The organism is Actinomadura darangshiensis (genome assembly GCF_004349235.1).
Classification (GTDB): Bacteria; Actinomycetota; Actinomycetes; order Streptosporangiales; family Streptosporangiaceae; genus Spirillospora; species Spirillospora darangshiensis.
The window spans coordinates 1-2,638 of sequence record NZ_SMKY01000548.1; the positions used below are offsets into that span (position 1 = coordinate 1).

The window sequence follows — 2,638 nt, forward strand, 5'->3', positions numbered from 1 at the left end:
GGCCATCTCGGGGACAGATCGGGGGGAGAGGGCGGCGAACTTCACCCATCCCGCCTGACTGATCCGGCCCTGGCCGGCGGCGGTCGCTTCCGGTCAGCGCTGCCCGAGGCCCGGCCGTGCCCGGCGCGCCGAGCGGCGCGCGGCGCGGCGGGTCACGGGATCGTGAGCTGCTGCGGGCGTGCGGGCGGCGGTGGAGGAGGGGCGGGGCGGTGCTCCGCGCGGTCGCCGACGCCGTACCGCGCCGCCAGGTCCCGGACCCGGCGGGAGATCGTCTCCTGGTACTCGCGCGGCGCGTAGGCGCCGCCGCGGTACAGGCGCGCGTACGGGACGACCAGGCCCGGGTGGTGCTCGCGCAGCCACGCCATGAACCACTCGCGGGCCCCCGGCCGCAGATGCAGCGTGATCGCCGACACCGATGTCGCGCCTGCGTCGGCGATCTGCCGGACCGCCGCCTCCAGTTGGGCGGGGGAGTCCGACAAGTAGGGGATGACCGGCCCCATCAGCACGCTGCAGCCGACGCCCGCCTCGTTCAGCGCCGCGCACACCTCCAGCCGGCGGCGCGGCGGCGGGGTGCCCGGCTCCACCAGCCGCCACAGGTCGCGGTCGACCGAGCCGACCGACACCGCGGTGCTCACCCGGGTGCGGGCCGCCGCCTCCCGCAGGAGCGGCAGGTCGCGCAGGATCAGCGACCCCTTGGTCAGGATCGAGAACGGGTTGGCCGCGTCCGACAGCGCCGCCAGGATGCCCGGCATCAGCCGGTAGCGGCCCTCGGCACGCTGGTAGCAGTCGACGTTGGTGCCCATCGCGATGTGCTCGCCCCGCCACCGCGGCGCCGCCAGCTCCGCCCGGACGCGGTCGGCGGCGTTCACCTTCACCACGATCCGCGAGTCGAAGTCCGCCCCCGCATCCAGATCCAGGTATTCGTGGCTTTTCCGGGCGAAGCAGTAGGAACAGGCATGGGAGCAGCCCCGGTAGGGGTTGATCGTCCAGCGGAACGGCATCCGGGACGCCTCCGGGAGCTTGTTGATCACCGTCCTGGCGTGCACCTCGTAGAAGGTCATGCCGCGGAACTCCGGGGTGTCGAACGTGCGCGCCACCGCGCGCCGCTCGATCAGCGGCGGCGCGGGCCCGGGGTCGTCGCCGTCCAGCCGCAGGTGGTCCCAGCGCACCCCGCCTCCTCGAACACGTGAACGATCGAACGTCCGGCCAGTATGGAACGCGTGTTCGAAGATCGCAACGCGGGGACCGGGTGAAACGGGACGACACGGGATCACACGGGCATCGCGGTTTCGTACGTGGCATCGCTACGGGTGCGTAACAATGGGCCGCTATGGCATGGCGATCCAGGACCCGGGCAGTGACGGCGGCGTTGACGGCGGGAGCCGCGGCGGGCGCGCTCGCGGCCTGCGGCATCACCACCCTCGGCGGCGGACGCGACGCCGGCGGGCCCGTCCCGCCCGGCGCGAAGGCCGAATGCCCATCGACCCCCGCGCCGGACGGCACCAAGGGCCGGCAGGTGCGCGGCATGTGGATCGCCAGCGTCGGCAACACCGACTGGCCCAAGGAGCCCGGCGCCTCCGCGGCCGAGCAGAAGAAGCAGTTCACCCGGCTCCTGGACACCGCCAAGGCGATGAACATGAACGCCGTGTTCATGCAGATCCGCCCCAACTCCGACGCCTTCTACGACTCGCCCTACGAGCCGTGGTCGCAGTGGATCACCGGCACGCAGGGCAAGGACCCCGGCTACGACGTCCTGGCGTTCATGCTCAAGGAGGCCCACGCCCGCAACCTGGAGTTCCACGCCTGGTTCAACCCCTACCGCGTCTCCCGCCACGACGACCTGAAGAAGCTGTCGCCCAAGAGCCCCGCCCGCAAGCACCCCGACTGGGTCCGCAAGTACGGCGAGGGCCTGTGGTACGACCCGGGACTGCCGCAGGTCCGCGACCTGGCCACCAAGGCCGTCATGGACGTCGTCGGCAAGTACGACATCGACGCCGTCCACTTCGACGACTACTTCTACCCCTACCCCGAGGAAGGCGACTTCCCCGACGACGCCGCCTACAAGGCCTACGGCAAGGGCATGAAACGCGCCGACTGGCGCCGCAAGAACGTCGACACCCTCGTCCAGTCCCTGTCGGCCTCGATCCACAAGGCCAAACCCTGGGTGCAGTTCGGCATCAGCCCGTTCGGCGTGTGGCGCAACAAGTCCAGCGACCCCGGCGGGTCGCCCACCAGCGCCCTGCAGAGCTACGACGACATCTACGCCGACACCCGCACCTGGATCAAGAAGGGGTGGCTCGACTACGTCACCCCCCAGCTGTACTGGACCATCGGCGACCCCCGCGCCGACTACGCCAAGCTCGCCGCCTGGTGGGCCCGGCAGGTGCAGGGCACCGGCGTGCAGCTCACCATCGGACAGGCCGCCTACCGCGTCGGCGAGGACGCCGCCTGGAAGAAGCCCGCCGAACTGTCCCGCCACCTCACCCTGAACGCCAAGTACCCGCAGATCAGCGGCGACGTGTTCTTCAGCGCCTCCGACATCGCCGCCAACCGCCGCGGGTTCGCCGAACGCCTCCGCGACGACCACTACGGCCGCCCCGCCATCCAGCCCGTCCCCGCCCGCCGCGGCGGGCGGGGA

At 71.8% G+C, this 2,638-nt stretch carries 2 protein-coding genes; one reads left to right on the forward strand and one right to left on the reverse strand.

Going from position 1 to position 2,638, the window contains the following annotated elements; genetic code table 11:
- Positions 1-152 precede the first annotated feature (152 nt).
- On the reverse strand, positions 153-1,169 hold the full coding sequence (locus E1293_RS46190) for an Rv2578c family radical SAM protein (RefSeq protein WP_207939524.1): 1,017 nt from the start codon (positions 1,167-1,169) through the stop codon (positions 153-155).
- A gap of 188 nt (positions 1,170-1,357) precedes the next feature.
- Here E1293_RS46190 and E1293_RS46195 point away from each other — a divergent pair.
- Positions 1,358-2,638 (forward strand): glycoside hydrolase family 10-like protein (locus tag E1293_RS46195; RefSeq protein WP_243717561.1); only part of this gene is annotated, 1,281 nt, incomplete at its 3' end.